Source organism: Lysobacter sp. CCNWLW3 (assembly GCF_036697405.1).
Lineage (GTDB): Bacteria > Pseudomonadota > Gammaproteobacteria > Xanthomonadales > Xanthomonadaceae > Lysobacter.
Map to the genome: position 1 here is coordinate 75,857 of NZ_JBAHWA010000014.1, position 15,372 is coordinate 91,228.

The window sequence follows — 15,372 nt, forward strand, 5'->3', positions numbered from 1 at the left end:
GGATTGGAGCCGGGTCGACGCGGTTATCGCCGCAGCCTAGGGCTGCACCCGGCGTGCGAGGAGGGCGCCGAGCACCGCCAGCATCAGCGAGAGCGCGAAACCGGCCAGATAGGCGCCGGCGTGACCGTGCGGCAGCAGCGCGGCGAACAGCGAGCCGCCGATGGCGAGCACGCTGGCGGTGAACAAGGCGTCGCCCAGTTGCAGCGCGGAGGTGTTGAGGCCCTGCTGCGAAGGCGGCGACAGTTCCAGGGTCAGCACCGACAGGCTGGGGAAGATCACGCCCATGCCCAGGCCCGCCAGCACCCATCCCAGCACGCCCACCACGGTGGGGACCGCCGGCGCCAGGATCGCGACGATGGCGGCGATGCCGATCGCGATCAGGCTCATGCCGGCCTGCAGCAGGCGCGCCGGTGCGTAGCGCTGCAGCGGGCGGCCGCGATACCACGAGCCGGTCGACCAGCCGATCGCGCCGACCGTGAGCGCCAGTCCCGCCGCGGTCGGCGACCAGCCGCGTTCGTGCGAAAGCAGCAGCGGCAGGAACACCTCGGTGCCGAAGAACGCGGCCGAGGCGATGCCGCGCAAGGCGATCACCGTCGGCAGGCCGCGCGCCGCGCGCAGGGTGCCGGCCGGCAACAGGCGCAGCGCGCACACCACCAGGCCGATCGCGGCCAGCGCCAGCAGAGCGAACGCCGGCGCGCCGCGCTGCTGGCCGGCGAGATGCAGCAGCAGAGCGCTGCCGGCGGCGCCGATCGCCCAGGGCATGCGCGCGGGCGCGGCGCCGTCGCTGCGATCGGCGTGAGCGGGCGCGCCCAGATCGCGCACGGCCGGCAGCACCAGGGCCGCGGCCGCGAATGCGATCAGCGGCACCGACAGGAACACCCAGCGCCAGCCCAGATGTTCGACGATGGCGCCGCTGACCGCCGGGCCGATCACCGCCGGCACCACCCAGGCCGCGGCGAACGCGGCGAAGATGCGCGGGCGCAGGGCCTGCGGATACTTGCGGCCGACCACGACGTACAGCGCGACCGACATCAGGCCGCCGCCGAAGCCTTGCACCACGCGGCCCAACAGCAGCCAGGCCATCGACGGCGCGAGCCCGGCCAGCAACAGACCGACCGCGAACCAGACGATGCCCTGGCGCAGCGGCGCCGCCGGGCCGCGGGTGTCGGCCCAGCGTCCGGCCGCGACCATGCCGACCACGCTGGCGGCCATGGCGCCGCCGAACGCGAGCGCGTACAGCGGCAGGCCGTTCAGGGCCTGGGCCACGGTCGGCATCGCGGTGGCGACGGCCAGTGCTTCGAAGGCCGCCAGCGCGACCAGGGCGACGGTGCCGATGGTGAGGGCGCGGTAGCGGCGATCGAACAGACCGGCCGCGGTCGGCGCGCGCTCGTGCGCGCCCGCGACCAAAGGCGCGATCGTGTCGGCCGCCGCGCCGGCGTCGTAGCCGCTGTCGCGCGCGTCGGTCACGGCCCGAATCCGCTGTCGCCGGTCTGATAGACCATCAGCACCACCTTGCCGCGGCCGTGACCGGTCTCGACGTCGCGGTGCGCGACCGCCGCGTGCGCGAGCGGGTAGATCTCGCGCACGTGCACGTGCAGGCGGCCGTGCTCGTACAGCTCGACCAGCTGGCGCAGGCGGTCGCGGTCGCATTCGCCGCGCAGGCGCAGCACGCCGTGTTCGCGCGCACCCTCGATGTCGACCAGACTGCCGATGCGCTCAGGGCGGGCGCCCAGCGCCAGCGAGGCGGCGATGGCGCCGCGTCCGGCCGCATCCAGGGCCACGTTCACGCCCTGCGGCGCGAGTTCGCGCACGCGCGCGACCAGGCCTTCGCCGTACAGCACCGGCTCGACGCCGAGCGCGCGCAGATAAGCATGGTTCTCGCGGCTGGCGCTGCCGATCACGCGCGCGCCGGCCAGGCGCGCGAGCTGGACCGCGATCGAGCCGACGCCGCCGGCCGCGCCATGCACCAGCAGGGTGTCGCCGCGGCCGACGTTCAAGGCGCGCAGGGCGACCTGCGCGGTCTGTCCCGAGGCGGAGAAGGCGCCGGCCACCGCCCAGGACATCATCGCCGGCTTGGCCACGACCTGGGCGGCGGGCACGGCGACGGCTTCGGCGTAGGCACCGCCGTCGCACCAGCCCAGCACTTCCTGGCCGTGGTAGTAACCGCGCACGTCGTCGCCGATCTGGTCGACGATGCCGGCGAATTCGTAGCCCAGACGTTGCGGGAAGGCGGCGTCGGCGTCGATGCCGCGGCGCGCGAACTCGCCGTTGCGGCGCGCGATATCGGCCGGCTGCACGCCGGCGGCGCGCAGGCGCACGCGCAGTTCGCCCGGTGCGGCCTCGGGCACCGGCAGCACGGTCGGGTAGAGCACGTCGGGGCTGCCGTAACGATCGAAATGCACCGCCTGCATCAGGCCTTCGTCGCCGTCGTCCAGTGCGAGATCGGCATCGCGATCGAGGCGGTCGCTGGAACGTTCGAGGTCGTCTTCGCGCGCGTGGCGGTTGTCCATGGCTTGACCGGAAAGAGTGGGGACGCGCAGGATAGGACCTAAACTTAACTTGAGGTCAAGCGCGTGCGCGCGACTACCGAACTGAGCGTGGGGCAAATGGCGCAGCGTAGCGGGGTGGCGGTGTCGACGCTGCATTTCTACGAAGCCAAGGGCCTGATCCACAGCCAGCGCACGGCCGGCAACCAGCGCCGCTACGGGCGCGACATGCTGCGCCGGATCGCGATCATCCGCGTCGCCCAGCGTGTGGGCATGCCGCTGGCGACGATCCTGGAGGCGTTCTCGACCCTGCCCGACGGGCGCACGCCCACGCGCAAGGACTGGGAGCGGCTGTCGGCGACCTGGCGCCAGGAGCTGGACGAGCGCATCCAGAAGCTGAGCCAGATGCGCGACACCCTGGACGATTGCATCGGCTGCGGCTGCCTGTCGATCGATCGCTGCCGCCTGGCCAACCCGGGCGACGTGCTGGCCGAGGACGGGCAGGGCGCGCAGCGTTGGGAACATGGCGCGGAGTAGGGCGCGCTCGCCTTCCCCCTTTGAAAAAGGAGGATTGAGGGGGATTTGCTTTTCGCACCGCCGCGCAAGCGATCCGCTCGCGGTTCGACCGGCTCACCACGAACCGACCCAGGCCGACGCGCAATAGCCCGGGCAGGCAGACCGACAAGAGCCGGGCCGGCAAGCCGACAGGCACGCGGCTCGGCGGACATCCGCCGAAGACCTGGTCAACCCATACGCCGCCGCCCGCAGGACGCATCGATCCATCGATGCGCGCGTGGCCGGCGGGCCGCGGCGTCGTACCATGCCCGCTTCACCCCACGAGCCCCGCCATGACCGTTTCCATGCACGCCGCGTCCGTTCCCGTATTCAAGCAGTTCCTCGGCAGCCTCAGCGCGCTGCTGGACAAGGCCCAGGCCTACGCGGCCGAGAAGAAGGTCGATCCCGAGGTGCTGTTGCAGTCGCGCCTGTATCCGGACATGTTTCCGCTGCTGCGCCAGGTGCAGATCGCCTGCGACTTCGCCAAGGGCGTGAGCGCGCGCCTGGCCGATGCGGAAGTGCCGGTGTACGACGACTCCGAGCGCACGTTCGAACAGCTGCAGGCGCTGGTCGCCAAGACCACGGCCTTCATCGACAGCCTGGAGCCGGTGCTGTTCGAGGGCGCCCACGAGCGCGAGGTGGTGCTGCGCCCGGGCACGCCCAAGGAGCGCCGGTTCATCGGCCACGATTACCTGTTGCATTACGGCCTGCCGCAGTTCCAGTTCCACGTCGTGACCGCCTACGCGATCCTGCGCCACAACGGCGTCGAGGTCGGTAAGCGCGACTACATGGGCCAGTACTGAGCCGCGCGCGCCGCGCGCTTGCATCGCGCGCGCGGCGCGGCGACCATGGTTCCCAGGTTTTCGGGGAACCCGCATGGAACTGTTGACGCTGGATCATTTCGCCCGCCACGTGAACGAGACGTTCTCGGCGGCCTTGAACGACGGCGAAGTGCCGTTCGTCCTGGTCGAGGCGCGGGCGCTGGAGAGCCACCAGGTCATGCCGGGGGCGGCACGCGCGCCGTTCTCGCTGCTGTTCCGCAATACCTCCTCGTTTCTGTTTCCGCAGCAGACCTATCTGATGCGCCACGACAGCGTGGGCGAAATCGGGATCCTGCTGGTGCCGGTCGCGCGCGAGCGCGAGGGCTTCTTGTACCAGGCCATTTTCAACTGAGTTCCGGCTTCCTGTGGGAGCGGCGTAAGCCGCGATAGCGCCGCCGCACACCCTGGCGCCACCGACCACCGGTTCGACGAATCGCGGCTTACGCCGCTCCCACGGAACGCCGGGCTGGCGCGGGCGGTGCGGGGGCGATGTCGCGGTCGCGGCTTACGCCGCTCCTACGCCAAGCCGAAGCGGGTCGCGTTATGCGGCCGTCCAGCGCATGCGTTGATGGGCGCCGTTGGCGTCGACCAGGGCGAAACCCAGGCGCTGATACAGGCGCTGGGCGGCGAGGTTGTCGGACGCCACATGCAGTTGCAGGCCGCGACCGAGCGCGGCGGCGTCGCGTTGGCTGTGTTCGATCAGGGCGCTGGCCACGCCCTGGCCGCGCGCGGCGGGCAGCAGGCTGATGTCGACGATCAGGTGGTCGGGCGCGCGCCGTTGCAGGTAATAGCGGCCCATCGGCGCGCCGTCGCGTTCGATGGCGAGGAAGTCGGCGTCGGCGTAATGCAGCAGATAGTGCTGGTGCTGAAGCGCGAACTGGCTGTCGAGGAAGGCGCGCTTGGCCTCGTCGGGCCAGGGAACGGGGGCGAGCTCTTCGGCGCGGGTGCTGGCGTAGAGCGTGCGCAGCCAGGGCAGGTCGTCGTCGCGCGCGGGCCGCAGTGCGAACCCGCGCTCGCTCAGGAGCGCGGGTATCGCCAGGCGGCCGTCGCGGCCCTGCGGATCGTCGCTGCATGGAAACGGCAGCGGTTGCGACGGCGCCTGCATGGCCTCAGGGGAAGCTGGGGAAGATGCCTTGCAGCGCGATGCAGAAGTTCGACGCCAGATAGGGCTGGCGGTTCTCGTGCGGCTGGCCGCCGCCGGTCGGGCCGCACATGTTGGGCGCGAACTGAGCGTTGGCGGTGGGGTTGGCGACGAAGGGGTTGCTGGCGGTCGGCACGCCCAGATAGTTGCCGGCGGCGGGCGTGTTGGTGCGCTTGCTGGCGTCCGACTGGTTGTACAGGGTCAGGCTGTGGCTGTGCGTGGGCATGGTGGACTGGGTCAGGGTCACGGAGTTGGAGCCGAATACCTCGCCCATGTCGCGCGGGGTGAGGCCCGGCCCCGGGCCCTGGCTGCAGCCGGCGCGGTTGGCGAAGTTGGGCAGCTGGAACGTGGTCTGGCCGTTGCCGCCGTATTGGGTGCCCAGCAGCGAGAACAGCGCGGTGTTTTGCTGGATGGCCAAGGTGGCGCCGTTGCAGGAGGCCCAGCCGCGCGGGGCGAAGTTGAATCCGAACAGCTGGATCTCGCCGATGAAAGGTTCGGTCATGATGATGTCCTCGATTCTGTGGCCGCGGCTCAGCTCTGCGACGGGAAGATGCCCGCCCAGGCGATGCAGTACTGCACCGCGAGGGTCGGCATCAGGTTGTCGTGCGGCTGGTTGCCGCCGATCGCCGTGGTCGCGAGGGGAGACATGACGGCCGCGACCGCATCGGTGATGTTGGTGACGTACATGGTGTCGCCGGCGACCGTGGCGGGCACCACGGCATTGCCGACGGTGCCGGTGGTGGACGCGGCGGTGGTCGCCATCAACGGGTGGTTGTGCTGCGGCAGCTGGCCCTGGGTCAGGGTGACGCTCTCGGTACCGCTCATCTGGCCGATGACGTAGTTGCTCAGGCCGAGGCCGGTGCCTTGGTGCACCGGCACGCGGCCGCGCAGGTCGGGCACGGCGAAGGTGCTCTGGCCGTCGCCGCCGTAGATGGTGCCGATCAGGGTGTACAGCACTTCGTACTCGGATATGGGTTGCAGCGAACCGTCGCAGAGGAACCAACCGTTCGGTGCGCGCCCGAAGCCGAACATGCGGATTTCTCCGACGTAAGGGGTGCTCATAGGAAACTCCTGTAAAGGTTGGCCGGAGGCTCAGTTGCGCGAGGGGTAGATGCCGACCAGCGCGATCACGAAATTGATCACGGTGTACGGCTGTATGTTCGCGTGGGGCTGAGTGCCGCCCGCCATCCCCATGCCTTGCAGCGGCACCAGGGCGCCGTTGGAGGGGCCGAAGATCGAGGCGCTGTTGGTGCCGTACAGGCCATTGGTCGGGTTACGGATAGCGCCGGTGGCGCTGGTGCCATTGACCAGATGATTGTGGCCGGGCATCTGCGTCTGCAGCAGGGTCACGTTCTCGACGCCGCCGGTCTCGCCCAACTGATAGGCGGTGGGGTTCCAGCCGCCGTCGACCGAGTTGCCGAAGCCGACCGGCGTGCGCGATTGCATATTGGGCAGCTGGAAGGTGGTGGTGCCATTTCCGCCGTAGGTCGTGCCGAGCAAGGAAAACAGCGCTTGGTTCTGGGCGATCGGCAGCAGCTGCCCGTTGCACAGGGCAAAGCCCTTGGGCGCGAACTGGAACCCCGTGAGCATGATCTGCCCGAGGAATACTTCGGTCATACCTTTCCCCCCAAAGGATGGTGGCACGGGACGTCATGTCCGGTGCGCTGGCTACTCTCGCTCACAGTCCGTACGCCGTACAAGCTAATTTTTTGTGGCAGTGCAGCAAAAAATATGTGAACTGGATGGCACTTTATTTGCGGATGAATTCCTGCTTGAATGGTGGCGAGCAGTTCGCAAGGGGTGCGGCTCGGGCGTGAGCCCGATGTCCGCGGACAGGGATTCGAGTCTCGCCGGACGGTTCGACAGCCAGCGGCCGATCGAGCTCGTGCGGCGCCAACAGGGGCAGAACATGCATCAGTTTTCAGCGCATAGCGTGGAGACGCCGCGTGCGCATTCGCACGCCTTCTTTTCCTGGTTCTCGTGGCTCGCGACAGCGCTGCTGTGTCTAGCCAGCCTGTGGCCGCAGATGGCGACGGCCGCACCGTCCACGTTCTGCCCGACCTTGAGCATGTCGGTCGCCCATAGCGGCTCGCAGACCATCAATATCAATCACTGCCACGGCGGCTTCGGCATCACCGCCGGCACGGCGGCCACGCCGCACGGCACCCGCACGGTCGGCGTGCAGAGCGGCAGCAACCTGCCGCTGACCTACGCCCACAACGGCGACAGCGCCACCACCGACACCTTCGTGATCCAGGACGATCTGGGCGGCGACATCACCGTCACCGTCGCGATCGGCCCGGCCTCGACCATCGTGATCGGCCCGGCCACCATCAGCCTGACCGCCGGCGTCCCCTTCAGCGCAACCCTGACCGCCACCGGCGGTACGGCGCCCTACACCTACACGCTCGACAGCGGCACGCTGCCGGTCGGTCTCAGCCTGACCGGCGCCGGCGTGCTCAGCGGCACGCCGACCCAGCGCGGCGCGACCGCCTTCTCGATCCGCGCCACCGATTCCGGCAGCGTCAGCGGCGTAAAGACCTACACGCCGAACGTCGCCAACCCGAGCCTGCAGATCGCGCCGACCACGCCGCCGAACGCGGCCCAGGGCTTGCCGTATTCGGTGACCTTCAGCACCACCGGCGGCGTCGCCCCGCATAGTTATTCGCACGAAGTGGTATCCGGCCCGCTGCCGCCCGGCCTGAGCCTGAGCGGCGCGACCCTCAGCGGTACGCCGACCACCCTGGGCACCTTCACCTTCGGCATCCGCGTCACCGATGCCAGCACCGGCCCGGGCACCTATTTCGAAGTCGAGACGGTCACCCTGACGGTGGTCGTGCCGCCGACCATCGTGGTCAACCCGGCCACCATCCCGGGCGCGACCGTCGGCGCCGCCTACAGCCAGACCTTCACCGGCAGCGGCGGCACCGCGCCGTACACCTTCGCGATCAGCGCCGGCGCCTTGCCGGCCGGCCTCAGTCTCAACACCACCAGCGGCGCCTTGACCGGCACGCCGACCGCGGCGGGCACCTTCAACTTCACGGTGCGCGCGACCGACGCCGACAGCTTCTCCGGCACGCGCGCCTACTCGCTGATCGTGGCGCCTCCGACCATCGCCATCGCGCCGACCACCTTGAGCAACGGCACGGTCGCGGCGGCCTACAGCCAGGCGATCACCGCCAGTGGCGGCATCGCGCCGTACAGCTATGCGATCACCGCTGGCGCGTTGCCTGCGGGCCTGAGCCTGAGCTCCACGGGCAGCCTGAGCGGTACGCCGACCGCGGGCGGCACTTTCAACTTCACCGTCACCGCCACCGGCAGCAGCACCGGCACCGGCGCGCCGCACACCGGTTCGCGCGCCTACAGTCTGGTGATCGCTCCGGCGACCGTCACCCTGCCGCCGACCACGCTGGCCAACGGCACCCAGGGCCTGGCCTACAGCGCCACGCTCAACCCGGCCAGCGGCGGCACTTCGCCGTACACCTATGCGGTCACCGCCGGCGCCTTGCCCGCGGGCCTGAGCCTGAGCAGCGCCGGCGCGCTGTCGGGCACGCCCACCGCATCGGGCAGCTTCAACTTCACCGTCACCGCGACCGACTCCAGCACCGGCAACGGCCCGTACACGGGCTCGAACGCCTACACGCTGCAGATCATCAACATTCCGCCGGTGGCCAATGCGGTGTCGGCGACGGTCGCCTACAACAGCGGCGCCAATCCGATCACGCTGAACATCACCGGCGGGGTTCCGACCTCGGTCGCGATCGGCACGGCGCCCAGCAACGGCACCGCGATCGCCAGCGGCACGTCGATCACCTACCAGCCAACCGCCGGTTACGCCGGTCCGGACAGCTTCACCTACACCGCGAGCAACGGCGCCGGCACGTCGGCGCCGGCCACGGTGACGATCACGGTCTCCAATCCGACCATCACCGTGACCGCGGGCGGTCCGCTGACCGCGCAGGTCGGCGTCGCCTATACCCAGACCTTCAGCTGGAACGGCGGCACCCAGCCGTTCGCCGGTTACAGCGTCACCGGCATGCCGCCGGGCCTGCTCATTACCGGCACCACCGCCAACAGCGTGACCGTCTCCGGCACGCCGACCGCGGCGGGCTCGTTCTCGCTCAACGCCAGCGCGACCGACTCCAGCACCGGCAACGGTCCGTTCACCATCGGCCAGGCCTTCACCCTGACGGTGAGCGCGCCGACGCTGAGCATGACGCCGGCGGCCGGCACCCTGAGCGCGACCTACGGCACGGCCTATAGCCAGACCTTCGTCGCCAGCGGCGGCACGCCGGCCTACACCTATGCGGTGTCGGCGGGCGCCTTGCCGGCCGGACTGAGCCTGGACGCCAATACCGGCGTGTTGTCGGGCACGCCGACGGTCACCGGTCTGTTCACTTTCTCGGTGCGCGCGACCGACAGCTCCACCGGCGCGGGCGCACCGTTCGCGCGTACCCAGAACTACGTGCTGCAGGTGGCCGCGCCGACCATCGTCGTCGCGCCGGCCACCGTGTCCGGCGCGCAGGTCGCGACGGCCTACAGCGAGGCGCTGAGCGCCAGCGGCGGCATCGCGCCGTACAGCTACGCGGTGACCGCCGGCGCCTTGCCGGCCGGTATCGCGCTGAGCTCCACCGGCAGCCTCAGCGGCACGCCGACCGCGGGCGGCACCTTCAACTTCACCGTCACCGCCACCGACAACCACGGGCAGACCGGTTCGCGCGCCTACAGCCTGAGCGTGAGCGCGGCGACCGTCAGCGTGGCACCGGCGACCTTGCCCAACGGCGGCGTCGCCCAGGCCTACAGCCAGACCCTGACCGCATCGGGCGGCACCGCGGGCTACAGCTTCGCGGTCACCGCCGGCGCCTTGCCGGCCGGGCTGAGCCTGGCCAGCAACGGCAGCCTCAGCGGCACGCCGACGGCGGGCGGTACTTTCAACTTCACCGTCACCGCGACCGACAGCAGCACCGGCAGCGGTCCGTACACCGGTTCGAACTCGTACACGGTGTTGGTCACGGCCGCGACCGTGACCCTGCCGCCGACCACGCTGGCCGACGCGACCCGCACCGTCGCCTACAGCGCCACCCTCAACGGCGCCAGCGGCGGCACCTCGCCGTACACCTACGCGCTCAGCGGCGGCGCGCTGCCTCCGGGCATCGCGCTCAGCAGCGCCGGCGTCGTCAGCGGCACGCCGACCGCGCCGGGCAGCTTCAGCTTCTCCGTCACCGCGACCGACAGCAGCACCGGCAGCGGCCCGTACACGTCCGCGCCGCAGAGCTACAGCCTGCAGGTCGACGACATCGTGCCGGTGGCCAATGCGGTCTCGGCCACGGTCGCCTACGGCAGCAGCGCCAATCCGATCACGCTGAACGTCACCGGCGGCATTCCGTCCTCGGTGGCGGTCGTCGGCGCGCCCACGCACGGCACCGCGACGGCCAGCGGCACCACGATCAGCTACACCCCCACCGCCGGCTACGCCGGTCCGGACAGCTTCACCTACACCGCGAGCAACGGTGCCGGTACTTCGGCGCCAGCCACGGTGACGATCGCGGTCTCCAATCCGATCATCGCCGTGACCGCGAGCGGTCCGCTGACCGCGCAGGTCGGCGCCGCCTACAGCCAGACCTTCACCTGGAGCGGCGGCACCGCGCCCTACAGCGGCTTCGGCGTCGCCGGCTTGCCGGCGGGCCTGAGCGTGACCGGCACCACCGCCAACAGCGTCACCGTCTCCGGCACGCCGACCGCGGCGGGCTCGTTCTCGCTCAACGCCAGCGCGACCGACTCCAGCACCGGCAACGGTCCGTTCACCACCGGTCAGATCTTCACCCTCACGGTTGGTGCGCCGACCCTGAGCATGACCCCGGCCGCCGGCAATCTGCCGATGAACTACGGCGTCGCCACCACCATCAACTTCGCCGCCAGCGGCGGCACCGGTCCGTACAGCTTCTCGCTGGCCGCCGGCAGCCTGCCGGTCGGCGTGAGCTTCAGTTCGGCCGGCGTGCTCAGCGGTACCCCGACCGTGCCGGGCAACTACAACATGACCGTTCGTGTCACCGATGCCAGCACCGGTGCCGGCGCGCCGTTCTCGCTGCAGCAGAACTACACCATCGTGGTCGCCACCCCGGCCATCACGATCGATCCGCCCAGCCTGCCCAACGGCACCGCGGCGGTCGCCTACAGCGCCCAGCTCAGCTCCACCGGCGGCGTCGCGCCGTACAGCTACTCGCTGCTCAGCGGCGCATTGCCGATCGGCATGAGCTTCAGCTCGGCCGGTCTGTTGTCCGGCATCCCGCGTTCGGACGGCAACTTCAGCCTGACCGTGCGCTCGACCGACAACAACGGCCAGAACGCCAGCCGCGTGTACACCTTCACCATCGCCCCGGCGACGGTGGTGATCGCCCCGGCGAGCCTGCCCGGCGGCACGGTCGGCGTGGCCTACTCGCAGAGCCTGAGCAGCAGCGGCGGCATCGCGCCGTACAGCTACTCCATCGCCTCGGGCAACCTGCCGATCGGGCTGTCCTTCAGCTCGGCCGGCGTGTTCAGCGGCACCCCGACCACCGCCGGCAGCTACACCGCGGCGATCCGCTCCACCGACGACGCCGGCTACAACACCACGGTGAACTACACCATCGTGATCGCCGACGCCGTGCCGGTGGCGAACAACGACACCGCCAGCACCCTGGCGCAGCAGCCGGTCACCATCAACGTCACCGGCAACGACACCGGCGTGATCACCTCCATCGCGATCGCCACGCCGCCCGCGCACGGCACCGCGACAGTCAGCGGCCTCAACGTCGTCTACACCCCGGCCACCGCGTACTTCGGTCCGGATACGCTGACCTACACCGCGATCGGCCCGGGCGGCACTTCGGCTCCGGCCACGGTGGCGATCACGGTGACGCCGTTGCCGGTGCCGGTGGGCCAGGCGCAGACCGCCACCACCTTGGCCGGCCAGCCGGTCACCATCGACACCACAGTCGGCGCCAGCGGCAGTCCCTACACCGGCGTGACCATCCTCACCGCCCCCAGCGTGGGCACGGCGGTGGTCGCCGGCACCAACATCGTCTACACGCCGCCGGCCAGCGCGTCGGGCACGGTCACCATCGGCTACACGCTCAACAACGCCTTCGGTCCGTCGGCGCCGTTGACGGCGACCATCACCGTCAATCCGGTGCCGGTCGCGGTGTCGCGCCGAGTCAGCGCCATCGCCGGCACGCCGGTCGTGGTCGACCTGACCGCAGGCGCCACCGGTGGTCCGTTCACCGCCGCCACCCTGGTCTCGCTGTCGCCGGCATCCTCCGGCACCGCGAGCATCGCCCAGGTCGGCAGCGGCGCCAGCGCGAGCTACCGCCTGACCTACACACCGAACGCCGCGTTCTCGGGCACGGCCACGGTCACCTTCACCCTGGCTAACGCGTTCGCGACCTCGGCCCCGGCGACCATCGACATCGACGTCGCGGCACGCCCGGATCCGACCCAGGACGCGGAAGTCATGGGCCTGCTCGGCGCCCAGACCTCGGCCGCGCGCCGCTTCGCCAACTCGCAGATCGGCAACTTCCAGCAGCGCATGGAAGGCATGCACGGCGGCGATGGCGACGGCGCCCGCTTCAAGAACGGGATCAGCTTCGGCGTGGACCGCCGTTGCAGCGACGACGTGCGCCGCACGCCGGGCAGCGACTGCCGTCAGGTCGCGACCCGCGACGAGGCGGCTCCGGTCGAAGCCGCGGCCGCGGCGCCGGGCGGCGGCGACGCCGGTTCGTTCACGATCTGGACCGGTGGCGCGCTCAACAGCGGCGACCGCGACAGCCGCTCGGGCAGCGCCGGTTTCGACTTCGAAACCACCGGCATCAGCGCCGGCGTCGACACCCGCGTCAGCGACGCCTTCGCGATCGGCGGCGGTATCGGCTACGGCCGCGACAACACCGATGTCGGCCGCAACGGCACCCGCAGCGACGCCAAGAGCTACACCCTCGCGCTGTACGGCAGCTACCACCCGGGCGAGACCTTCTTCCTCGACGGTCTGCTCGGCTACCAGTGGCTGTCGTTCGATTCGCGCCGCTACGTGACCGCCAACGGCGGCCGCGTGCGCGGCGAGCGCGACGGCAAGCAGTGGTTCGCCTCGTTCTCGGCCGGCGGCGACTATCAGCGCGACCGCCTGCACATCTCGCCCTACGCCCGCGTCGATATCGCGCGCGCGCGTCTGGACGGGTATACCGAGCAGGGCGACGCGGTGTATGCGCTGCGTTACCAGGATCAGGACGTCGACACGACCACGGCCAGCCTCGGCCTGCGGCTCGACTACCGCATCCCGGTCAGCTTCGGCACCTTCTCGCCGCAGCTGCGCTTCGAGTACCAGCACGACTTCCAGGACGACAGTGCGGTCACCATGAACTACGCCGACCTGCTGTCCGGCCCGTTCTACCGGGCCGAGATCGAAGGGCTGGAGCGCAACCGGTTCGTGTTCGGCCTGGGGGCGATCCTGCACACCGAGCGCGACTTCACCCTGCGCTTCGAGTACCGCGGTCTGTTCGGCAGCGACGACGATACCGATCATGGCGTCCTGCTGAATCTGGAGAAGAAGTACTGATCGAGCCGGCGGGTGCGGCGACACCGCATCCGCCTGTTCTCAGGAACGCCGGCGCGGCGTCACCGTGAACGCCGCGCCGGCACTTTTAATCCGGCGCCTCCGACCCGAACGGGCAAGGGGCGCGGCAAGGGAGGAGCGCATGCGCTGGCGCTGGGCCTGCTACGCGATGATGCTGACGGCGCTGCAAGCGCCGCCGGCATCCGCGCACGGCGGCGGCCTGGACCGCCACGGCTGCCACCACGACCGCCGCAACGGCGGCTATCACTGCCACGGCGGGGCGCCCGCGACCGGCGCGGCTGCCGCACCGCGCAGGAGTTCGGCCCGGACGCCTTACGCGAATCCGTACGTACCTGCGCCCGAGCGCAAGAGCGCGCCGATCCGCGATTACCTGACGCCGCGCAAGCAGCGACGCGCACCCATGGCGGGTGGCTATGCACCCGCGATGTCGGCGTTCGGCGCCTACCGCAACTGCAGCGAGGCCCGCGCCGCCGGTGCCGCGCCGGTGCGCCGCGGCGATCCCGGATACGGCCCGCACCTGGACCGCGACAACGACGGCATCGGCTGCGAGCCGTATCGCGGGCGTTGAGCCTGGCGCAGCGAGGGATGCAGTTTGCAGCGATGCAGTTTGCGCAGCGGGGCGCAAGGCGCATTCGCGCGCCGCCGACGCGTTCGGTGCCAAGATGCGCGTACGCCGCTCAACCCCCACGCGCCAATGCCGCCCGAACTGCCCGTCGACCTGCCGATCTCGCTGCCGCCCGAACAATGGGCCGCGCTGGAAACCGCCTACGCCACGCCGACGCGGGCGTACCATAACTTCGATCACGTGCGCGAAGTGCTGCGCCATTACGGCGAAGTCGAGGCCGGGCCGGGCTGGAAACAGCCGGCCGAGGTGGCGCTGGCGGTGCTGTATCACGACGCGATCTACCAGGCCGGACGCCGCGACAACGAGGCGCGCTCGGCCGAACTCGCGGCCGCGCACATCGCGCGCTACCTGCCCGCGGCCGGCCTCGACGTGCGCCGGGTGGTCGAGCTGATCGACCTCACCGCGCGCCATGGCCAGATCGCGGCGGGCGAGGTCGACGAGGAGGCGGCGCTGTTCCTGGACGGCGACATGGCCATCCTCGCCGCCGCGCCGGAGGCCTTCGACGCCTACGACCGCGGCATCGCCTCCGAGTACCGCGGGCATGTGCCGGGGCCTTTGTTCCGGCTCAATCGGCGCCGTTTCCTCAAGGGGCTGCTCAAACGCGAGCGCATCTATCTGAGCGACTACTACCACCAGCGCTACGACGCGGCGGCGCGCAACAATCTGCGGCGGGCGATCACGACCAAACGCTGAGGGTGGTGCTTGGTGCCAGGCCCCACTCGCGTCCGGGCTTTGGGTAGGAGCGGCGCGAGCCGCGACCGCGAATTCCGGCCACGTCGCTGGTTCCGAATGGGCTGGTTTCCTGTGGGAGCGGCGTCCCACGGGGATTTCCTTCGGTCATAAGCCGCGATCGCGAGCTCCGGCTATTGCGCGGACAGGGCGGTTGGGGGATCTGCTGTTGCCCTTGCTCTGCATGGTTGGCACGAAGGTCAACGGCTTCCGCCCGCTGCGCGTGCGGGCTACGTTCTCTCGCCAAGCTCCCTGTAGGAGCGGCGCAAGCCGCGACCGCGAATTCCGGCCACGTCGCAGGTTCCGAACGGGCTGGCTTTCTGTGGGAGCGGCGTAAGCCGCGATCGCGAACTCCGGCTACTGCGCTAGCTAGGCGGTTGGGATGGATTTGCTGTTGCTCTTGCTCTGCATGG

The 15,372-nt window shown here is 70.3% G+C and carries 12 protein-coding genes; 6 read left to right on the top strand and 6 right to left on the bottom strand.

The features are described from left to right. Nucleotides 1–36: 36 nt before the first annotated feature. Entirely contained in the window at nt 37–1,467 is a 1,431-nt protein-coding gene (locus V1318_RS17595; protein WP_332941040.1) for an MFS transporter, read from the bottom strand. Beyond that, the gene (locus V1318_RS17600) at nt 1,464–2,510 is read right to left on the bottom strand and encodes an NADP-dependent oxidoreductase (RefSeq protein WP_332941041.1); all 1,047 of its coding nucleotides are present in this window, start codon (nt 2,508–2,510) and stop codon (nt 1,464–1,466) included. The genes V1318_RS17595 and V1318_RS17600 overlap by 4 nt, the downstream gene beginning before the upstream one ends. A gap of 63 nt (nt 2,511–2,573) precedes the next feature. Between V1318_RS17600 and soxR the strand changes: the two genes are divergently transcribed. From soxR to V1318_RS17615, 3 genes are all read left to right on the top strand, one after another. Further along, nucleotides 2,574–3,023, top strand: coding sequence for a redox-sensitive transcriptional activator SoxR (gene soxR / locus V1318_RS17605; RefSeq protein WP_332941042.1), 450 nt, complete (start codon nt 2,574–2,576; stop codon nt 3,021–3,023). 311 nt (nt 3,024–3,334) lie between these two features. Continuing rightward, nucleotides 3,335–3,844: a DUF1993 domain-containing protein gene (locus tag V1318_RS17610; RefSeq protein WP_332941043.1), complete on the top strand. Its 510-nt coding sequence runs from the start codon at nt 3,335–3,337 to the stop codon at nt 3,842–3,844. 73 nt (nt 3,845–3,917) lie between these two features. Next, a complete protein-coding gene (locus V1318_RS17615) occupies nt 3,918–4,214 on the top strand; it encodes a hypothetical protein (RefSeq protein WP_332941044.1) in 297 nt (98 codons plus the stop codon). A gap of 189 nt (nt 4,215–4,403) precedes the next feature. Here V1318_RS17615 and V1318_RS17620 read toward each other — a convergent pair whose 3' ends face one another. Genes V1318_RS17620 through V1318_RS17635 form a run of 4 tightly spaced genes read right to left on the bottom strand, consistent with a single transcriptional unit; the run spans nt 4,404 to nt 6,620 of the window. Next, nucleotides 4,404–4,967 carry a GNAT family N-acetyltransferase gene (locus V1318_RS17620; protein ID WP_332941045.1) on the bottom strand — a complete coding sequence of 188 codons (564 nt, stop codon included), beginning with the start codon at nt 4,965–4,967 and terminating at the stop codon, nt 4,404–4,406. Nucleotides 4,968–4,971: 4 nt separating this feature from the next. After that, a complete protein-coding gene (locus tag V1318_RS17625; protein WP_332941046.1) occupies nt 4,972–5,505 on the bottom strand; it encodes a tail fiber protein in 534 nt (177 codons plus the stop codon). Nucleotides 5,506–5,534: 29 nt separating this feature from the next. Then, entirely contained in the window at nt 5,535–6,065 is a 531-nt protein-coding gene (locus V1318_RS17630) for a tail fiber protein (RefSeq protein WP_332941047.1), read from the bottom strand. A 30-nt stretch (nt 6,066–6,095) separates the two neighbouring features. Then, nucleotides 6,096–6,620: a tail fiber protein gene (locus V1318_RS17635; protein ID WP_332941048.1), complete on the bottom strand. Its 525-nt coding sequence runs from the start codon at nt 6,618–6,620 to the stop codon at nt 6,096–6,098. 292 nt (nt 6,621–6,912) lie between these two features. Between V1318_RS17635 and V1318_RS17640 the strand changes: the two genes are divergently transcribed. The 3 genes from V1318_RS17640 (at nt 6,913) to V1318_RS17650 (ending at nt 14,923) form a co-directional block, all read left to right on the top strand. Further along, entirely contained in the window at nt 6,913–13,587 is a 6,675-nt protein-coding gene (locus tag V1318_RS17640) for a putative Ig domain-containing protein (RefSeq protein WP_332941049.1), read from the top strand. Between the two features lie 139 nt (nt 13,588–13,726). Further along, nucleotides 13,727–14,173, top strand: coding sequence for an excalibur calcium-binding domain-containing protein (locus V1318_RS17645; protein ID WP_332941050.1), 447 nt, complete (start codon nt 13,727–13,729; stop codon nt 14,171–14,173). Nucleotides 14,174–14,311: 138 nt separating this feature from the next. Continuing rightward, on the top strand, nt 14,312–14,923 hold the full coding sequence (locus V1318_RS17650) for a hypothetical protein (protein WP_332941054.1): 612 nt from the start codon (nt 14,312–14,314) through the stop codon (nt 14,921–14,923). The last annotated feature ends 449 nt before the right edge of the window (nt 14,924–15,372 follow it).

What these genes read in the sequence shown, in the direction of transcription:
- V1318_RS17600 (WP_332941041.1), bottom strand. Translation starts at nt 2,510, where the DNA reads ATGGACAACCGCCACGCGCGCGAAGACGACCTCGAACGTTCCAGCGAC.
- V1318_RS17610 (WP_332941043.1), top strand. Translation starts at nt 3,335, where the DNA reads ATGACCGTTTCCATGCACGCCGCGTCCGTTCCCGTATTCAAGCAGTTC.
- V1318_RS17615 (WP_332941044.1), top strand. Translation starts at nt 3,918, where the DNA reads ATGGAACTGTTGACGCTGGATCATTTCGCCCGCCACGTGAACGAGACG.
- V1318_RS17620 (WP_332941045.1), bottom strand. Translation starts at nt 4,967, where the DNA reads ATGCAGGCGCCGTCGCAACCGCTGCCGTTTCCATGCAGCGACGATCCG.
- V1318_RS17625 (WP_332941046.1), bottom strand. Translation starts at nt 5,505, where the DNA reads ATGACCGAACCTTTCATCGGCGAGATCCAGCTGTTCGGATTCAACTTC.
- V1318_RS17630 (WP_332941047.1), bottom strand. Translation starts at nt 6,065, where the DNA reads ATGAGCACCCCTTACGTCGGAGAAATCCGCATGTTCGGCTTCGGGCGC.
- V1318_RS17635 (WP_332941048.1), bottom strand. Translation starts at nt 6,620, where the DNA reads ATGACCGAAGTATTCCTCGGGCAGATCATGCTCACGGGGTTCCAGTTC.
- V1318_RS17640 (WP_332941049.1), top strand. Translation starts at nt 6,913, where the DNA reads ATGCATCAGTTTTCAGCGCATAGCGTGGAGACGCCGCGTGCGCATTCG.
- V1318_RS17645 (WP_332941050.1), top strand. Translation starts at nt 13,727, where the DNA reads ATGCGCTGGCGCTGGGCCTGCTACGCGATGATGCTGACGGCGCTGCAA.